Annotated in this window: 13 protein-coding genes; 10 read left to right on the forward strand and 3 right to left on the reverse strand. The window is 67.9% G+C overall.

From position 1 onward, the window contains the following. Window positions 1-4: 4 nt before the first annotated feature. Window positions 5-976 carry a DMT family transporter gene (locus tag M2282_RS14850; RefSeq protein ID WP_280809541.1) on the reverse strand — a complete coding sequence of 324 codons (972 nt, stop codon included), beginning with the start codon at window positions 974-976 and terminating at the stop codon, window positions 5-7. Between the two features lie 133 nt (window positions 977-1,109). Here M2282_RS14850 and M2282_RS14855 point away from each other — a divergent pair, with 133 nt between their 5' ends. The 4 genes from M2282_RS14855 (at window position 1,110) to M2282_RS14870 (ending at window position 8,958) form a co-directional block, all read left to right on the forward strand. After that, entirely contained in the window at window positions 1,110-1,988 is an 879-nt protein-coding gene (locus tag M2282_RS14855) for a LysR family transcriptional regulator (protein ID WP_280809542.1), read from the forward strand. A 114-nt stretch (window positions 1,989-2,102) separates the two neighbouring features. Then, on the forward strand, window positions 2,103-6,902 hold the full coding sequence (locus tag M2282_RS14860) for a CapA family protein (protein ID WP_280809543.1): 4,800 nt from the start codon (window positions 2,103-2,105) through the stop codon (window positions 6,900-6,902). Further along, window positions 6,899-7,882, forward strand: a complete 984-nt coding sequence (locus M2282_RS14865) for an alpha/beta hydrolase family protein (RefSeq protein WP_280809544.1) — start codon at window positions 6,899-6,901, stop codon at window positions 7,880-7,882. The genes M2282_RS14860 and M2282_RS14865 overlap by 4 nt, the downstream gene beginning before the upstream one ends. Continuing rightward, a complete protein-coding gene (locus tag M2282_RS14870; RefSeq protein WP_280809545.1) occupies window positions 7,879-8,958 on the forward strand; it encodes an aldose epimerase family protein in 1,080 nt (359 codons plus the stop codon). The genes M2282_RS14865 and M2282_RS14870 overlap by 4 nt, the downstream gene beginning before the upstream one ends. A 9-nt stretch (window positions 8,959-8,967) precedes the next feature. Here the strand turns inward: M2282_RS14870 and M2282_RS14875 are convergent, their stop codons facing one another. Continuing rightward, window positions 8,968-9,888: an SMP-30/gluconolactonase/LRE family protein gene (locus M2282_RS14875; RefSeq protein WP_280809546.1), complete on the reverse strand. Its 921-nt coding sequence runs from the start codon at window positions 9,886-9,888 to the stop codon at window positions 8,968-8,970. Between the two features lie 132 nt (window positions 9,889-10,020). Between M2282_RS14875 and M2282_RS14880 the strand changes: the two genes are divergently transcribed. Next, on the forward strand, window positions 10,021-10,794 hold the full coding sequence (locus tag M2282_RS14880) for an SDR family NAD(P)-dependent oxidoreductase (RefSeq protein WP_280809547.1): 774 nt from the start codon (window positions 10,021-10,023) through the stop codon (window positions 10,792-10,794). Here M2282_RS14880 and M2282_RS14885 read toward each other — a convergent pair whose 3' ends face one another. After that, window positions 10,795-11,754, reverse strand: coding sequence for a LysR family transcriptional regulator (locus tag M2282_RS14885; protein WP_280809548.1), 960 nt, complete (start codon window positions 11,752-11,754; stop codon window positions 10,795-10,797). Between the two features lie 149 nt (window positions 11,755-11,903). Between M2282_RS14885 and M2282_RS14890 the strand changes: the two genes are divergently transcribed. From M2282_RS14890 to mmsB, 5 genes are read left to right on the forward strand one after another with little or no spacing between them, the layout of a single operon-like run. After that, entirely contained in the window at window positions 11,904-13,370 is a 1,467-nt protein-coding gene (locus M2282_RS14890) for an aldehyde dehydrogenase family protein (RefSeq protein ID WP_280809549.1), read from the forward strand. Between the two features lie 60 nt (window positions 13,371-13,430). After that, entirely contained in the window at window positions 13,431-14,396 is a 966-nt protein-coding gene (locus M2282_RS14895) for an ABC transporter substrate-binding protein (RefSeq protein WP_280809550.1), read from the forward strand. Between the two features lie 12 nt (window positions 14,397-14,408). Further along, on the forward strand, window positions 14,409-15,479 hold the full coding sequence (gene chvE, locus M2282_RS14900; protein ID WP_280809551.1) for a multiple monosaccharide ABC transporter substrate-binding protein: 1,071 nt from the start codon (window positions 14,409-14,411) through the stop codon (window positions 15,477-15,479). A 35-nt stretch (window positions 15,480-15,514) separates the two neighbouring features. Beyond that, window positions 15,515-17,041 carry a multiple monosaccharide ABC transporter ATP-binding protein gene (mmsA, locus tag M2282_RS14905; RefSeq protein WP_280809615.1) on the forward strand — a complete coding sequence of 509 codons (1,527 nt, stop codon included), beginning with the start codon at window positions 15,515-15,517 and terminating at the stop codon, window positions 17,039-17,041. Continuing rightward, window positions 17,028-18,242 carry a multiple monosaccharide ABC transporter permease gene (mmsB, locus tag M2282_RS14910; RefSeq protein ID WP_280809552.1) on the forward strand — a complete coding sequence of 405 codons (1,215 nt, stop codon included), beginning with the start codon at window positions 17,028-17,030 and terminating at the stop codon, window positions 18,240-18,242. Before mmsA ends, mmsB begins: the two co-directional genes overlap by 14 nt.

The raw sequence follows: 18,242 nt of genomic DNA on the forward strand, positions 1-18,242 counted from the left end.
GTTTTCATGAAGTGGCTGCACAGGTGCCGCGATTCTGGAGCGCCGGCGCGATCGGGGCGGCCGGCGCCGAAGAAGCCTTGCGGCCGGCCGCGGTATGGATCAGCAGCGCCCCGATCACCATCGCCATGCCCACCGCCTCGTTCACCGTGGGCATCTTGCCCATCGCCATGCTCATCAGCAGCGCCGACACCGGCACGAAGTTGAAGAAGGCCGTGCCCGTCACGGCCCCGAGCTTGCTCACGCCGTAGTTGAAAGCCAGCACCGCGATGGCCGAAGACACCAGGCCCACGTAGAGCAGCGCTTCCCACGACAGGCCCAGGCCCTCCGCGCTCGGCATCTGCGAGAGCCCCAGCACGCTGGCTCCGACGGCAACAGCCAGCAACAGCGGCCACGCGGCCAGCACGGTGAGCGCGCTGTACTCGATCACGTCCAGCCCCGGAAAGCGTGCCGCACCCCGCGTGTACCAGACCCAGCCCAGCGTGCCGACGAAGGCGACGGTATCGCCGAAGAGCGTCGACGCGCCCGCCGACGCATCGCCGAACAAGAGCCCCGAGACGATCGCCACGCCCAGCAGCGCCAGCGCCGAGGCCAGCAGCGTCGTTCGCGCTGGGCGCACGCCGTCGAGCGCCCAGCGCAGCAGCTGCGTGGTCATCGGCGTGGTCGCCACGATGACCGCGCCGTGCGAGGGCACCGAGTGCGCAAGCCCAACCAGCAGCATCACGCTGAAGACGCCGAAGCCCGCGAACCCGCGCAGCGCCAGCGGCCCGGCGTGCAGCCGCAGCTTGCGCCAGGGCGCCATGCCGCGCGGAAGAATGAGGAGCACGAACAAGAGCGCGGACATGCTGTAGCGGATCAGCGTGAACCACACGGGTTCGACATGCTGGAGCACGCCCTTGCTGACGAGGAACATGCCGCCCCAGCTGGAGGTGGCGAGCAGCAGCGCGGCGATGCCGAGCAGGCGTTGACGAGGAGACATGGTGAGCCTTTGGCGATGAATCAATGGCTTCAAGAATCGGGGTTCCGCCGCCTGATTTCCATTCGCTTCTTTGGACCGGGTCCTCCAAAAAAGCGAATGGCCGGCTCGCACCGAAGTGCTCACAATCCGGGCCATGGAGCTCTACCAACTCAAGACCTTTGTCGCCATTGCCAAGGAAGGCAGCCTGACCCGCGCCGCCGAGCGCGTGTTCACCAGCGCCCCGGCAGTCAGCGCCCAGCTCAAGGCGCTGGAAGACGAACTGGGCGTGAAACTCTTCGACCGCACCCCGCGCGGCATGGTGCCCACCGAAGCCGGCCACAGCCTGCTCGACGAGGCCGAACGCACGCTGGCCTCGGCGATGCGCATGCGTTCGGCAGCCGAGCAACTGCGTGGCGCGACGCAGGGCGTGGTGCGCTTCGGCACGGTGGTCGATCCGGTGTCGCTGAAACTGGGCGAGGTGCTGGTGACGCTGGCGGAGCGCCATCCGCAGGTCACGCTGCAACTCAGGCAGGGGTTGTCGTTCGAGACGCTGGCCGGCGTGCAGCGCGGCGATCCCAACTGTGCCTATGTGTTGAGCGACAGCGAGCAGTCCGAGGGGCTGGAGCTGCGGCGCCTCAGCGTGGTCGACCTGGCCGTGGTGCTGCCGTTGCCGGTCGCCCAGGCGCACCCCGATCTCTCGCTGGGCGAACTCGTCAACCTGCCGTGGGTGGGCACGCCGCCGTCCTGCATCCTGCGCGCGCATCTCGAAAAACTGTTCGCGGGCGCGGGCCGCGAATACCAGCAGGGCCGTACCGCCGACGGCGAGAGCGCGATCCGCAGCATGGTCGCCAGCGGCATGGGCGCGGGGCTGATGCGGCTCGACCAGGCGGAGCAGGGCGCACGCAATGGGGAGCTCGCGATCTGGAACGGGTGGCGGTCGCACACGTGGCTGTGCTGGGTCGCGCCTGTCGACGGGAAGCGGGCTGTGTCGGTCGATGCGGTGCGGGGGGCGGTGATGGAGGCCTGGGCCTGAGGCCTGCGCACACGCGCCGAACGAACTCTCCCGCGACGGCAGATCCCGGCCGCATGCCGTCATGGATCGCCGGGATGGCAGGCCGTGCCATGGCCTGTCATCATTGGCGGTGGAATGACGCACGACCCCAATCCCCTCGCCGATCTGTTGAACCGTGCCAGGCTCGCCCTGGCCGGTGCCGGGGGCGCTCTGCCCCTTGTGTCGCCCGCCACCGTGGAGGCGGGATGCGTGGTTTTCCTCGCCATGGGCGAAGGCGAAAGCCGCGCCCGCGTGGTGTCCGGAAACGGGCCGGACATCGATGCCGCATGGCAGTCCGCCGCCGAGGCGCTGGCCTTGCAGGCCCAGCGCGGCGACCGGCCCCCCGAGCGCCTGCGCGCGGAAATCGTCGATACCGTCACGGCCATGAGCTGGGGTGCGCTGAAGGCGAAGTTGGCGCAGACCAAGCGCAACTATTTCAACCTCGGCATTGCCCTCGATGCGCACTTCAGGCACGCGCTGCTCGCGCAGGAGATGCAGGGCGCGGCGGTCCTCTACAGCGGCGAGGTGGAGCACGCGCTGCCCAACGTCGCCAACCTGCGCCTGTACGCCAAGCGCCGCTTCGGCGCCGAGATCGACTTTCCCGCGGACGATGCCGCGCCCGTCTGGTGCTTCACCACCCGCGCCGTGTACGTCGATGCCGATGGCGCCTGGCCCCTCGCCGCCGAAGGGCAGGCCGCGGGCTTTCGCCGCCTGGACGACTGGAACGCGCGGCAGGTCCGCCAGATGATCGATTCGGCGAGCGACTACCTCGCCGGACAGGTCAAGCCCACGGGCGAATTCCACTACGGCTGGTTCCCCTGCTTCGATCGCGCCATTCCCACCTACAACACCCTGCGCCACGCCAGCACCACCTACGCGATGCTGGAAGCCTGGGAGCTCACGCGCAGCGCCACGCAGAAGGCGGCCATCGACCGCTCGCTGGGCATCCTGACGCAGCGGCTGATCCGCCAGGTGCCGCTGCCCGACGGCACGCTCGCGGCGCTGCTGGTGGATGTCGGCAACGAGGTCAAGCTCGGCGGCAATGCGGTCTGCCTGCTTGCGCTGGTGAAGTACACCGAGCTCACCGGCGACCGGCAATACCTGCCGCTGATGGAACAGCTCGCGCTCGGCATCCGCGCCATGCAGGACCAGGGCACCGGGCGTTTCGTGCACGTGCTCAACTTCCCCAAGCTCGACATCAAGGATGCGTTCCGCGTCATCTACTACGACGGCGAGGCCGCCTTCGGCCTGATGCGCCTGTACGGCCTCACGCGTGACGAGCGCTGGCTTGCGGTGGTCGAGAAGGCCTTCGAGCATTTCATTGCCGCCAGGCACTGGCAGGCGCACGACCACTGGCTGAGCTACTGCGTCAACGAGCTCACCCGCTACCGGCCCGAAACGCGCTACTACCAGTTCGGCCTGCAGAACGTGGCCGGCTACCTGGACTTCGTGCTGGAGCGCATCACCACCTTCCCGACACTGCTCGAACTGATGATGGCCGCGCGCGAGATGGTGCTGCGCATCGAGGCCGACCCGGCGCTGCGCCCGCTGCTCGATGGCCTCGACCGCCAGAAGTTCGACCGCGCGCTGGAGCACCGCGCGCGCTACCTGGCCAACGGCCACTTCTGGCCCGAGCTGGCGATGTTCTTCCGCAATCCGGACCGCATCGCCGGGTCGTTCTTCATCAAGCACCACAGCTTTCGGGTACGCATCGACGATGTGGAGCATTACCTCTCGGGCTATGTGGCGTACCACCGGCTGTTGAAGGCGCGGGAGGCGCAGCGGCTGCACGCCGCGCCCACCGCGCCCTATGCAGCCGAGGCCGCGCCGCCGGCACGGCCAGGAGCCAGCGCCTCCGCGCCCGTCGTCGTCTGGGGCGGCGACGTGAACCTCGGCCGCCGTCAGCATTACCGCCTGCACGAGCTCGGCGGGCCGCAGGAGATGTTGGGCGGCATCGCGGCGCTGCGCGAGGCGGACCTGCGCATCGTCAATCTCGAATGCGTGGTCGCCACCACGGGCGAGCAGGGCGTCGAGAAGGACGAGGGCGGCCCGTACTACTACCGTGCCCGGCCCGAGATGCTCGCGGTGCTGACCGAGGCGGGCATCGGCATGGTCGCCACCGCCAACAACCACAGCGGCGACTACGGCCCCGCCGCGCTGATGGAGCAGCAAGCGCTGCTGGAGGCCGCCGGCATCGCGCATGCCGGCACGGGGCGCAACCTCGAAGCCGCGCTGCGGCCGGCCTTTCGCCAGGCTGGCGGTTTGCGCGTGGCGCTGTTCTCGCTCGATGCCACGCAGCCGCGTTTCGCCGCAACGGCCGACGGCCCCGGGGCCGCCTGTCTGTCGCTGGACGACCCCGCCGCCTGGACCGCCACGCTCCAGCCGCGCATTGCCGCCGCGCGCGCCGAAGCCGACGTGGTGCTGGTGGCGGTGCATTGGGGCGCGAACCTGGAGACCGCACCTTTGCAGGCGGAAATCGACGTCGGCCATGCCATCGTCGATGCCGGCGCCGATGCCGTGCTCGGCAGCTCGGCCCACGTGCTGCAGGGCATCGAGATCTACCGCGGACGGCCGATCCTGCACGACGCAGGCGACCTGCTGTTCGATGCGATACGCAACGATCTCGCGGATTCCGGCGTGTTCTCGCTGACGCTGGGCGAGCGCGGCGTGGAAGAGGTCGTGTTCACGCCGGTCGGCGTCGGCTTCGGTTTTTCGCGGCAGCTCACGGGCGAGCCGGCAGAGGCCGCGAGCGCGCGCTTCGCCGAACAATGCCGCGCGCTCGGGACCGAGATGGTGCCGCAGCCCGGCGGGCGATGCGCGGTGAAGCTGCTGCCACCCGCGCGGCCCGGGCAATCTGCGCCGCGCGCCGCCACCGAGCCGGCCGTGCGCGCGCCTTCGGTCGTCGCGCCTGTGCCCGCACCCCGGCCCGGCTGGGTGGTCGATGGGGTGCCGCCCGACGCGCTCGTGACACCGCTGCAGATCGGACCGCTGCGCCTCTTGGGCGTGCGTTGCGCGCCCCGGCAGATCGTCGGGCGGCGCATGCTGTGGGTCGAGTCGTTCTGGACCGCCGATGCGCCCGTGCCGGCCGACCTGCGCATCCAGTTCCGCGCGATCCCGATGCGCAGCACCCGCATGCCGGCGTGGGGCGAAGGCATGGACCACGACCCCTGCGACTGGATGTGGCCGACCAGCCGCTGGGAGCCGGGCCGCATCTACCGCGACCGCTACGGCCTGCGCGCGCCGCGCCCCGGGCTGCTGGAGAGCGACGTGCTGCAGCTCGAGGTGCGCGTGCGCGGCGCACTGGCCGACCTGCCGCCGCAGCAGCGCCTGTTCGTCTGGTGCGGCCTGCGCGTGCCCGAGGCGCCGGTGCCGCTGCCCGCGCGGCCGGCACCCGTGCTCACGGCCCTGCGTCCCGGCGCGAGTGCGCAGCCGGCGCCGGTCTGGACCGCCGAGCAGCTGCAGCGCATCACCGGCGGACGCTGGCTGGTCGAGCCGCCGCCGGGCTGGTTCGTGAACTCGGTGGTGCGCGGGCCGCGCCACATGTCGCTGCTGCCGCCGCCTTCGCTCTTCGTCGCCTCCGACTACAACACGCTGGCGGTGCACGAGAACTACAGCAAGCGGCTGCCCACCAACCTGGACCGCCATGACGAACTTCCCTCGCTGGAGAAGGGCCTGGCCGGCGCGGTGATCGCGCACACGGTGGAAGGCCTGGCCCCCGACTTTCCGCTGCTGCAGCTGGACGACCCGATCCGCGGAATGATCGCGCTCGGCGTCGCGGCACGTGCGCGCTTCGAGGGCTACGTGGTGGGCGTGACCGGCACGGTCGGCAAGTCGTCCACCATCGCCATGCTGCGCGACCTCTTGCCCGAGGCGGCGCGCGTGCACACCACCATCGACAACTACAACTCGCGCGTCGGCGTGCCGGCCATGCTGGCCAACCTCGGCCCCGATGCGGACGTGTGCATCCTCGAAATGGCGCAGAGCGGGCTCTGGATGGACCGCGGGCCGATCTCGCTGATGGCGCGGCCGCACGTGGCCATCATCACCGAGGTCGGGCTGTCGCAGACGCGCCAGACCTCGACGGTCGAACAGACTGCCACGTTCAAGTCGCGCATCTTCCTGGGCCTGGAGCCTGGCGGGGTGGCCATCGTGCCCGACCACATTCCCTGCCTCGCGCAGGTGGTGCATGCGGCCGCGCGCACGGCGGGCGCCATCTGGGTGGTGGGGCCGGGGCCCGATGCCAACATCCGCGTGGTCGATACGCAACCGGAGCCCGGCGGCGGTTGCCGCGTGCGCATCGCGATGGAAGGCCGCACGCTCCAGTACCAGTTCCCGATCGCGAGCACGGGGCTGGTGCGCAACTCGACCCTGGCCTTCGCGGCGCTGCTGGCCATGGGCTTCGATGCCGACGCCGCCTGCGCACGCATGCCCCGGGTGCGCCTGCCCGCCGCGGTGATGCAGGTGCATGCGCTGCGCACCCGCGGCGGCGTGCAGGCCACGCTGATCGACGACAGCTGGAACGCCGAGATCATGTCGATGCGCAACGCCATGGAGTTCGTGCGCACCTACCGGCACGCCGACCACGCACCGGTCGCTCGCAGGATCGGCGTGCTCGGGCGCATCGTGAACCTCGGGCGCGAGTCGGAAGCCATGCACCGCAGCCTGGCCGAACCCCTGCTGGCCTCGGGCATCGAGCACCTGGTGACGCATGGCGACGAGATGCGCTGGCTGCGCGAGGACGTGCCGGCCGCGCTGCTCGGGCCGCACTTCGACAACGCCGAGAAGCTCGCCGGCTACCTCGGCGATTTCCTGCGCGACGGCGACCTGGTGCTGGTGAAGGGCGACCGCGTCGATTCCGACTTCGGCACCATCCCCGAAAGGCTGCAACAGCTGTGACGCTCCTTCCCGCATTGCGGCGGCACGCCCGCTTCGCCTGGCTTCTGCTTGCGCTCGTGCAGACCGCCTGCGCGCAGCGCGCCGGGCCCGAGCCGCATGCGCCGCGCATCCCGGGCACACCGCGCGCGACCGGCGCCGCCGAAGACGAGGTGCTGCACTGGAACCAGCCCGCCGTGCGCGCGAACTGCCCCGACCGCCGCGGCTACCTCTGGGTGCAGCCGGTCGAAGGGCCGGCCTGCATCCGCTATTTCGCGAGCGACGAGATCGACGGTGCGCGCGTGGCCATCGTGCAGTTCTCCGGCGACCGCGACAGCGTGATGGACCAGCCGCCCACGCGCATTCCCGGCAACACCGAGGCGCTGCGCACGCTCGATGCGCAGCGCAGCCGCGACCGCGCGGGCGTGCCGTGGATCTTCATGGCGCGGCCCGGCACCTACGGCTCGTCGGGCGACCACCGCAAGCGCCGCGAGCCGGTGGAGTTCCATGCGCTCGATGCGGCGCTCGATGCGCTCATGCAGCGCCACCAGCTGCAGCGCATCGTGATCCTGGGCCACAGCGGCGGCGCCACCGCCGGCGCCGCGCTGCTCACCATGGGACGCACGCGCGTGGCCTGCGCGGTGCTGACCTCGGGCGCCTACGGCCTGCTCGAACGCGCGCGCATGCTGGGCATGTCGAAGGACGGCCGCACCGACACCACCGGCAGCACGCAGTTCTACGATCCGCTCGACCACGTGAGCGGCATCGCGCGCGACCCATCGCGGCGCATCGTGCTGATCGGCAACCGCGACGACAGGAACACGCCCTTCGCCCTGCAGCAGCGCTTCGGCGATGCGGTGGCGAAGGCCGGCCACCGCATCGAGCTGAAGACGCACGCGGCCGAGCCGCCCACCTACCACGACCTCACGGACCGCATCGGCCTGCAGACCGCATCGCTGTGCGCGCGCGAGGCACTGTTTCCGCCAACACCAGGAGCCGAATGAGCCCCCGCATCACTTCTCGCGAATACGGTCGCATGCCCGATGGGCGAACGGTGACCGAATTCACCCTCGACAACGGCCGCGGCCTCAGCCTCAGCGCCATCAACCACGGCGGCATCGTCACCGCGCTGCGCGTGCCCGACCGGCACGGGAATGCCGCGAACATCGTGCTGGGGCTGCCGTCGCTGGACGACTACCTCAAGCCGCATCCGCACTTCGGCACCATCGTCGGCCGCTATGCCAACCGCATCGCGGCCGGGCGCTTCACGCTCGACGGCGTTGCGCACCAGCTGGGCCTGAACGACGGCGCGAATTCATTGCACGGCGGCGCGAAGGGTTTCGGCACGCGCTTCTGGCAGATCGCGCCGGTGTCCGCCGAGGACGCACGCGGCGACGTCGCCATCGAGCTGCGCTACACGAGTGCGGATGGCGAAGAGGGCTACCCCGGCGAAGTGCAGCTCACCGTGCGCTACACGCTCTCTGCGACGCAGAACACCTGGCGCATCGACTACCGCGCCGAGACCGACCGGCCGACGGTGCTGAACCTGAGCCACCACGACTACTTCAACCTCGCGGGCAGCGGCGATGTGATGGACCACGTGCTGACGCTGCCGGCGAGCCGCTACTGCCCGGTGGATGCCACGCTGATTCCGCTCGGGCTGGAAGAGGTGGGCGCCACGCCTTTCGACTTCCGTTCGCCGACGCGGATCGGCGAGCGCATCCGCGAAGGCCATGAGCAACTGCTGCGGGCGCATGGCTACGACCACAACTGGGTGCTCGACCGCAGCGGCGATGGCGTTGCTGGCCTTGCATTGGCTGCGCGCCTGGAACACGAAGCCTCGGGCCGCGTGATGGAAGTGCACACCAGCGAACCCGGCGTGCAGTTCTATTCGGGCAACTTCCTCGACGGCAGCCTCATGGGCTCGCAGGGTGCGAGCCTGCGCCAGGGCGACGGCCTCTGCCTGGAGACGCAGCACTACCCGGATTCGCCGAACCAGCCGGGCTTTCCATCGACCGTGCTGCGGCCGGGCGAGGTGTTCCGCAGCACGACGGAACACCGCTTCAGCGTCGTCGGCTGAAGCCTTGCGTCAGCCGGCGAACAAGGCGGCCGGCACACCGGGGCTGCCGATGCGCACGGCGAAGAGTCCGCCGGCCAGCGGCTCGTCTTGCAACTGCGCTTCGGTGCGGCCGTTGCGCGCGGTCGTGATGTAGAGCGTCTGCATGTCCGCGCCACCGAAGGCGCAGTCGGTGACGTTGCTTGCGGGCAGCGGGATGCGGGCGAGTTCGGCCGCGGTCACCGGGTCGTGGCAGGTGACGCAGGCGCCGTCCCAGTGCGCGATCCACAGGCGCCCGGCCGCATCGGTCGTCATGCCGTCGGGCAGGCCCTGCGCCTTGGGAAAGCGATGCCACTCGCGGCGGTTCGACACGGTGCCGGCGTCCATGTCGAAGTCGTAGGCGTAGAGCTTGTTGATCGCCGTGTTGTTGAAGTACATGGTGCGGCCGTCGGCCGACCACGTCGGCCCGTTGGTCACTTCGAAACCGTCGTCGTGCCGGGTGCAGCGGCCGTCGGCGTCGTAGCGGTAGAGCGCGCCGGTGGGGGCCTTGCAGTCGAAGTCCATGCTGCCGCCCCAGAAGCGGCCGCGGCTGTCGCACTTGCCGTCGTTGAAGCGGTTGTTCGTGCGCTCGGGTTCGGGCTGGTGCAGGTAGCGCGACCGGGCGCCGGCGCCCGGCAGTTGCGTCGTGTCAAAAAGCGCGAAGCCGCGACGCAGCGTGAGGATGAGGCCCGGCGCGGTCGCGCGTTCGGAGATCGCGGTGATCTCCTCGTCGAACTGCCAGGCCCGCCGTGCGCCGTCCGAAGGACGGAACCAGAACAGGCGCGGCGTGAGGATGTCGATCCAGTAAAGCGCCTGCTCGCGCTCTGACCAGAGCGTGCCTTCGCCGAGGTTCGCCTCGGCGGGCCAGATGCATTCGGGGGAGCCCTCGATCGAGGGTGCGGTACAGCTCGTCATTTGTTGTTCCTTGTCATGTCTCCTTGACGCGGCGGATCGTATCAAGGCATATTGATAATTGAAATCAAACAATATGGAATAGATTGATATGCATTTTGCAATGTCACATTCCAGCCTCACTGGAGACGCTTCTTGAATTCACCGAATCTTTCGATCCATCCGAGCCTGAAAGGCCGCACCGTGTTCGTCACCGGCGGCGGCAGCGGCATCGGCGCGGCCATCGTCGCCGCCTTTGCCGCGCAGGGCGCGCGGGTGGCCTTCGTCGACATCGCCGAGAGCGCCAGCGCCGCGCTCGCGCAGCAGATCGTCGAGGCCGGCCATGCCGCGCCCTGGTGGCGCGCCTGCGACGTGCGCGACATCGGCGCGCTGCAAGGTGCCATCGCCGATGCGGCCGCCGAGTGCGGCGACTTCGCGGTGCTGGTCAACAACGTGGCGAGCGACGACCGCCACACGCTCGAATCGGTCACGCCCGACTACTACGACAACCGCATGGCGATCAACGAGCGGCCCGCGCTGTTCGCGATCCAGTCGGTGGTGCCGGGCATGAAGCGGCTGGGCTTCGGTTCGGTGGTGAACCTTGGCTCCACCGGCTGGCAGAGCAAGGGCTCGGGCTATCCCTGCTATGCGATCGCGAAGTCGTCGGTGAACGGTCTCACGCGCGGGCTGGCGGTGGACCTGGGCAAGGACCGCATCCGCATCAACACCGTGTCGCCCGGCTGGGTGATGACCGAGCGGCAGGTCAAGCTGTGGCTCGACGACGAAGGCGAGAAGGCGCTCAAGCGCAACCAGTGCCTGCCCGACAAGCTGATGCCCGAGGACATCGCGCGCATGGTGCTGTTTCTCGCATCGGACGACGCGAAGATGTGCACCGCGCAGGAGTTCATCGTGGACGCCGGCTGGACCTGATCAGTCCATCTCCAGCTTGCGTCCGTAGACGCTCATGCTGGCCGTCTTGAGCGCCTTCATCATCACCCGCGCCGCCGGCGACAGCAGCCGGTCGGTGCGCGTGATGATGCCGTACTGGTCCATGTGGCAGGGCATCTCCAGCGGCAGCAGCGACACGATGCCGTGCGCCGCGTAGTAGCGCGCCACGTCGGTCGCCAGCACCGCGAGCATGTCGCTCTGCTGCAGCATGCGGGTGATGAAGAGCAGGGCCGAGCTCTCGATGGTGTTGGTCGGCGGCGCGAGGCCTACCTCCTGGAACATCAGCTCGAAGCGGTGGCGCAGCACGCTGCCCGCGGGCGGCACGATCCAGCCGGCGCCGACCACGTCGCGCAGCGTGAGGCCGCTCTCGCCGAGCATCGGATGGCCCGGCCGCACCAGCGCGCACACCGGCTCTTCGCTCAGCGCCTCGTAGCGCAGCTGCGACTTGTCGTGCTCGGCAAAAAGCCGCGCCACGAGGATGTCTAGCTTGCCTTGCTCCAGCCGCTCGATCAGCACCGGGCTGGTCTCGATCTCCAGTGACACCCGCAGGTCGGGCTGCTCGCGCTTGACCATCGCGACGGCCGGCGGCAGCAGCGCCAGCCCCGGCGTGGTGATGGCGCCCACGCTCACCTGCCCGAAGCGCCCGGCCTTGAGCGCGGTGAGTTCGTCGTGCGCCTGGTTCAGGCTCGCGAGCGCGACGCGGGCATGGCGGATCATGGTCTCGCCGTACCAGGTGGGCCGCATGCCGCGCGGCAGGCGGTCGAACAGCGGCACCTCCAGCACGTCTTCCAGGTCCTTCAGCAATTTGGAGGCCGCGGGCTGCGTCATGTTGAGCACCTGCGCCGCGCGGTGGATGTTGCCTTCCTCGGCCAGCGCCACGAGCAGCAGCAGTTGCCGCGTCTTGAGCCGGGCGCGTATGAACCAGTGGTTGTAGTTGGTCATTCTTGGGTGATTTGCTGGAACTAAAGGCTGTTCGGGTTTTCCAGAATCCGACGATCGATATGCATTTTGTCGAAAAAACGATTGGATCGATATCAATTCTGTTCCTAAACTCACGGCACTTCCAACAAAGAGACAAGGTCGGCGCCTTCGTGATCCACGGCGAGATCCATCAGAACGTGCGGCAATACATCAACGGTCGCTGGGAAACCAGCGCAACCACCGGTGTGAGCGTCAATCCTTCGGACACCAGCGAGGTGGTCGCCGAGTACGCACGGGCTGATCGCCGCCAGGCCGAGGCCGCCATCCGCGCAGCCACCGAGGCCTTCCCCCACTGGAGCCACAGCACCCCGCAGCGCCGCGCCGACGTGCTCGACCGCATCGGCGCCGAGCTCATCGCACGCAAGGAAGAGTTGGGCCTCCTGCTGGCGCGCGAGCAGGGCAAGACGCTGCCTGAAGCGGTGGCCGAGACGGCGCGCGCGGGACAGGTCTTCAAATTTTTCGCGGGCGAGGCCCTGCGCGGCGGTGCCGGCGGTGGCGGCGGCGAGAACCTCGCCTCGGTGCGTGCCGGCGTGCAGGTCGACGTGACGCGCGAGCCGGTCGGCGTGGCCGGGCTGATCACGCCGTGGAACGCGCCCTTCGTGATTCCCGCCTGGAAGATCGCGCCCGCGCTGGCCCATGGCAACAGTGTGGTGTTCAAGCCGGCCGAACTGGTGCCGGCCTGCGGCTGGGCACTGGCCGAGATCATCAGCCGCGCCGGCCTGCCGGCAGGTGCCTTCAACCTCGTGATGGGCAGCGGCCGCGAGGTGGGGCAGGCACTGGTCGACAGCGCGCAGGTCGATGCGCTGAGCTTCACCGGCTCCGCCGCCAATGGCGAGCGGGTGCTGCAGGCCGCCGCCGCGCGACGCGCGAAGGTGCAACTGGAGACCGGCGGCAAGAACGCGCTCGTGGTGCTGGCCGATGCCGACCTCGACCGCGCCGTCGATTGCGCGGTGCAGGGCGCGTACTTCTCCGCGGGCCAGCGATGCACGGCATCGAGCCGGCTGATCGTCGAAGCGGCGGTGCACGACGCCTTCGTCGCCAAGCTGCGCCAGCGCCTCAAGACATTGAAGATCGGCCATGCGCTGGAACGCGGCATCGACATCGGCCCGGTGGCCGACGAAGAGCGCCTCGCGCTGGACCTCGCATGGGTCGAGATCGCGCGCGAAGAGGGCGCCGAGCATGTGTGGGGCGGCGAGGCGCTGGAGCGTTCCACGCCTGGCTACTACATGAGCCCGGCGCTGTTCCTCGCAAAGCCCTCGCACCGCATCGCGCGCGAGGAGATCTTCGGGCCGCTGGCCTGCGTGCTGCGCGCCGACGACTACGACCAGGCGCTGGCGCTGTGCAACGACACGCCCTTCGGCCTGTGTGCGGGCATCTGCACCAACTCGCTCAAGCACGCGATGCATTTCAGACGCCATGCCGTGGTCGGCATGACGATGGTCAATCTGCCGACCGCGGGGGTGGATTTCCACGTGCCCTTCGGCGGCCGCAAGGGGTCGGGCTACGGGCCGCGCGAACAAGGGCGCTATGCCGCGGAGTTCTACACGACGGTAAAGACCGGCTACATGCTGGCCTGAACCGTACGGGGTTTCATCATCAAGTACAGCAACGCAGACTCGTCAAGAAGGAGACACACCATGACCATGAATCGCCGCACTCTCAACATCGCGCTCGCCGCAGCGTCCCTGGGCAGCCTGCTGCCCGCTTCCGCCTTCGCGCAGAAGAAACTCGTGCTCGGCTTCGCCCAGGTGGGCGCCGAGAGCGAATGGCGCACCGCCAACACCGAGTCGATCAAGTCTTCGGCCAAGGAGGCTGGCATCGAGCTCAAGTTCTCCGACGCGCAGCAGAAGCAGGAGAACCAGATCAAGGCGATCCGCTCGTACATCGCGCAGAAGGTCGACGTGATCGCCTTCTCACCGGTGGTCGAATCGGGCTGGGAAACCGTGCTGCGCGAAGCCAAGGCCGCCAAGATCCCGGTGGTGCTGACCGACCGCTCCGTCAACACCAAGGACGACACGCTCTACGTGACCTTCATGGGCTCCGACTTCGTCGAGGAAGGCCGCAAGGCAGGCCGCTGGCTCACCGAGAAGATGAAGGACCAGAAGGGCGAAGTGAACATCGTCGAGCTGCAGGGCACCGTGGGCTCGGCACCGGCCATCGACCGCAAGAAGGGCTTCGAGGAAATCATCAAGGCCGACCCGAAGTTCAAGATCATCCGCTCGCAGACCGGCGACTTCACCCGCGCCAAGGGCAAGGAAGTGATGGAAGCCTTCCTGAAGGCCGACGGCAAGAAGATCAACGTGCTCTTCGCGCACAACGACGACATGGCCATCGGCGCGATCCAGGCCATCGAAGAGGCAGGTCTGAAGCCGGCGAAGGACATCACCATCATCTCGATCGACGGCGTCAAGGGTGCCTTCGAAGCCATGATCGCCGGCAAGCTCAACGTGTCGGTGGAATGCAGCCCGCTGCTCGGCCCGCAGCTGATGAGCGCCGTGAAGGACATCAAGGCCGGCAAGGCGCTGCCCAAGCGCATCGTGACCGAAGAAGGCATCTTCCCCATGGAAGTCGCCGCCAAAGAATTCCCGAACCGCAAATACTAAGAAGAGCACCTCATGAAACGCAAATTCCTCAAGGCCTCGCTCGCGGGCCTGGCTTTCGCCGTCGTCGGCTTCACGCCGCTGGCCAATGCACAGGACAAGGGCCTGATCGCCATCTCGATGCCCACCAAGTCGTCGGCCCGCTGGATCGCCGACGGCGCGAACATGGTCAAGTACTTCAAGGACAAGGGCTACAAGACCGACCTGCAGTACGCGGACGACGACATCCCGAACCAGCTCGCGCAGATCGAGAACATGGTGACCAAGGGCTCGAAGGTGCTCGTGATCGCCGCCATCGACGGCACCACGCTCTCCGACGTGCTGCAAAAGGCTGCCGACAAGGGCGTGAAGGTCATCGCGTACGACCGGCTCATCAAGGGCTCGAAGAACGTCGACTACTACGCCACCTTCGACAACTTCCAGGTCGGCGTGCTGCAGGCGCAATCGATCGAAGCGGCGCTGGGCTTGAAGAGCGGCAAGGGTCCGTTCAACATCGAGCTCTTCGGCGGCTCGCCGGACGACAACAACGCCTTCTTCTTCTACAACGGCGCGCTCTCGGTGCTCAAGCCCTACATCGACAGCGGCAAGCTGGTGGTGCGCAGCAAGCAGATGGGCATGGACAAGGTCGGCACGCTGCGCTGGGACGGCGCTGTGGCACAGGCCCGCATGGACAACCTGCTGTCGGCCTACTACACCAAGGACCGCGTGGATGCGGTGCTGTCGCCGTACGACGGCCTCTCGATCGGCATCCTCTCGTCGCTCAAGGGCGTGGGCTACGGCTCGGGTTCGCAGCCGATGCCCATCGTCTCGGGCCAGGACGCCGAGGTGCCTTCGGTCAAGTCGATCCTGCGCAAGGAACAGACCTCCACCGTGTTCAAGGACACGCGCGAGCTGGCCAAGGTGACGGTCGCGATGGTCGACGCCATGCTCTCGGGCAAGACACCCGAAGTGAACGACACCAAGACCTACAACAACGGCATCAAGGTCGTGCCCTCGTACCTGCTCAAGCCCGTGAGCGTGGACGCCTCGAACTGGAAGCAGGTGCTGGTGGACAGCGGCTACTACAAGGAAAGCCAGGTCAAGTGAGCACGGTGAGCGGAGACGAACGCACGATCCTCGAGATGCGCGGGATCACCAAGACGTTCCCGGGGGTGAAGGCCCTCAGCAACGTCAACCTCGCCGTGCGCGAGGGGGAGATCCACGCGGTGGTCGGCGAGAACGGCGCGGGCAAGTCGACGCTCATGAAGGTATTGAGCGGCGTCTACCCGTGCGACTCGTACACCGGCGAGATCCATTTCGAGGGCGAGCTTCGCCGCTTCAAGGGCATCGCCGACAGCGAGAAGCTGGGCATCATCATCATTCACCAGGAGCTCGCGCTGGTGCCGCTGCTCTCGATTGCGGAGAACCTGTTTCTCGGCAACGAGATCGCCACCGGCGGCGTGATCGACTGGTTCGCCGCCTATGCGAAGACGCGCGAGCTGCTCGCCAAGGTGGGCCTCAAGGAACTGCCCACCACGCTGGTGACCGACCTCGGTGTCGGCAAGCAGCAGCTGGTGGAGATTGCGAAGGCGCTGGCCAAGGAGGTGAAGCTGCTGATCCTCGACGAGCCCACCGCCAGCCTCAACGAGAACGACAGCGATGCGCTGCTGATGCTGCTGCTCGAACTCAAGCGCCAGGGCATCGCGTCGATCCTCATCTCGCACAAGCTCAACGAAATCGCCAAGGTGGCCGATTCGATCACCGTGCTGCGCGATGGCGCCACGGTCGAGACCATGGACTGCCGCGGCGCACCGATCAGCGAAGACCGCATCATCCGCGGCATGGTCGGGCGCGACATGGAGCACCGCTATCCGCAACGCTCGCCGAAGATCGGCGAGACGGTGCTGGAAGTGCGCGACTGGCGCGTGCACCACGCGCTGCATGCCGACCGCGAACAGATCAAGGGCGTGAACCTGCATGTGCGCCAGGGCGAGATCGTCGGCATCGCGGGCCTCATGGGCGCGGGCCGCACCGAACTGGCGATGAGCGTGTTCGGCAAGTCGTACGGGCAGCGCATCAGCGGCTCCGTGCTCATGCACGGCAAGCCGGTGGACGTGAGCACCGTGCGCAAGGCCATCGACCACGGTATCGCCTACGTCACCGAAGACCGCAAGGGCCTCGGGCTGGTGCTGGAGGAAGGCATCCGCAAGAACATCAGCCTCGCGAACCTCGATGCGATTTCCGAACGCACGGTGATCGACGACGGCCGCGAATTCAAGGTCGCCAACGACTACAAGAAGGCGCTGAACATCCGCTGCTCGGGCGTCGAGCAACTGGTGGTCAACCTGTCGGGCGGCAACCAGCAGAAGGTGGTGCTGAGCAAGTGGCTCTTCACCAAACCCGAACTGCTGATATTGGACGAACCCACGCGCGGCATCGACGTGGGCGCCAAGTACGAGATCTACACCATCATCGACCAGCTCGCGAGCGAGGGCAAAGGCATTCTCATGATTTCTTCCGAACTGCCGGAGTTGCTCGGCATGTGCGACCGCATCTACGTGATGAACGAGGGCCGCTTCGTGGCCGAGTTCACGGCCGCAGAGGCTTCGCAGGAACGCATCATGCATGCCATCGTCAGCGCAGGGAGCTCTGTCCATGTCGCAGCCTGAAGCCAACGCGGTGCAAGGCGCCGCTCCCGCAACCCCGGCCACTGCGAAGCTCCACGTGGGCTTCCTGAAGAACAACCTGCGCGAATACGGCATGCTGATCTCGCTGGTCGCGATCATGGTGCTGTTCCAGGTGCTGACCGACGGCACGCTCTTGCGGCCGCTCAACCTCACCAACCTGCTGCTGCAGAACAGCTACGTGGTCATCATGGCGCTGGGCATGCTGCTGGTGATCGTGGCGGGGCACATCGACCTGTCGGTGGGCTCGGTCTGCGGCTTCATCGGCGCGCTCGCGGCGGTGCTCATGGTGGAGTACGAATGGCATTTCGTGCCGACCGCGATCGTCAGCATCGTGGCCGGTGCCGTCATCGGCGCCGCGCAGGGCTGGTTCGTCGCGTTCCGCAAGATCCCGTCGTTCATCGTCACGCTCGCGGGCATGCTGGTGTTCAAGGGGCTCACGCTGGCGCTGCTGGCGGGGCAGTCGGTGGGGCCGTTTCCGGTCGAGTTCCAGCGGCTGAGCTCGGGCTTCATTCCCGATCCGCTGGGCAGCGACACGCTGCGCACCACCTCGCTGATCGTCGGCGCACTCGCGGCCGCGGCGCTGGTGTTCTTCAAGCTGCGCGGGCGCGCCAAGCTCAAGGCGCACGGCATGGAGCAGGAGCCCTACGCCTTCTTCCTGGTGAAGAACCTGTTCTTCGCGGCGATCATCCTGTTCTTCAGCTACCTGCTGTCCACCTACAAGGGCCTGCCCAATGTGCTGGTGGTGATGGCGGTGCTGATCGTGGTGTACGACTTCGTCACCAACCGCACCACCATCGGCCGGCGCATCTATGCGCTGGGCGGCAACGAGAAGGCGGCGCGGCTGTCGGGCGTGAAGACGCAGCGGCTCGCGTTCCTCACCTTCGTGAACATGGGCGCGCTGGCTGCGCTCGCGGGCCTGGTGTTCGCGGCGCGGCTCAACACGGCCACGCCCAAGGCGGGCCTGGGCTTCGAGCTCGACGTGATCGCGGCCTGCTTCATCGGCGGCGCCTCGGCCTCGGGCGGCGTGGGCCGGGTGATGGGCGCGGTGATCGGCGCCTTCATCATGGGTGTGATGAACAACGGCATGTCGATCCTGGGGATCGGCATCGACTACCAGCAGGTCATCAAGGGTCTGGTGCTGCTGGCGGCGGTGTTCATCGACGTCTACAACAAGAACAAGTAG

The sequence above is a fragment of the Variovorax boronicumulans genome (assembly GCF_029892485.1).
Taxonomy (GTDB): domain Bacteria; phylum Pseudomonadota; class Gammaproteobacteria; order Burkholderiales; family Burkholderiaceae_C; genus Variovorax; species Variovorax boronicumulans_B.